This is a genomic window from Vogesella mureinivorans (genome assembly GCF_007644035.1).
Lineage (GTDB): Bacteria > Pseudomonadota > Gammaproteobacteria > Burkholderiales > Chromobacteriaceae > Vogesella > Vogesella mureinivorans.
In genome coordinates this window covers 1-453 of record NZ_VMTV02000999.1, presented here as the reverse complement: position 1 = coordinate 453, position 453 = coordinate 1, and the positions used below count along the sequence as shown (strand labels likewise).

Here is a 453-nt window from a genome sequence, read left to right as displayed (position 1 = left end):
GCAGCTCGTCGCCGGCATCGTGGCCGAAGCTGTCGTTGATCTGCTTGAAGCGGTCGAAGTCGACGAAGAGCAGGGCCGCACCCGCGAGGCCGCCGGCACGGATCTCGCGCAGCACATGGGCCAGGCGCTGCAGCAGCAGGCTGCGGTTGGGCAGGCCGGTGAGCTCATCGGTCAGCGCCGCGCGCTGCAGCTGCTGCTCGAACTGGCGGCGTTCGGAGAGATCCTGGATCACCGACCAGATCTGCTCGGAGCCATCCGGCTGGGTGATGCGGATACCCGACAGCAGGACCGGCAGGCGGCGTCCGCTGGCGTGGATGAATTCCTTCTCGTAGGGCCCGTAGGCGCCGGTCTGCATCAGGCTGCGCAGCTGCGCCGCCTCGTCCTCGGCGTAGTCGCGCGGGGTGATGTCCCAGTAGCTCGCGTCCAGCAGCTGGCCGCGGCTGTAGCCGATCA

The 453-nt window shown here is 68.9% G+C and carries 1 protein-coding gene; it reads right to left on the bottom strand.

All coding sequences use genetic code 11. The features are described 5' to 3' along the window. A partial coding sequence (locus FLQ44_RS21885; protein ID WP_147696051.1) for a diguanylate cyclase domain-containing protein occupies nt 1–453 on the bottom strand: 453 nt, incomplete at both ends.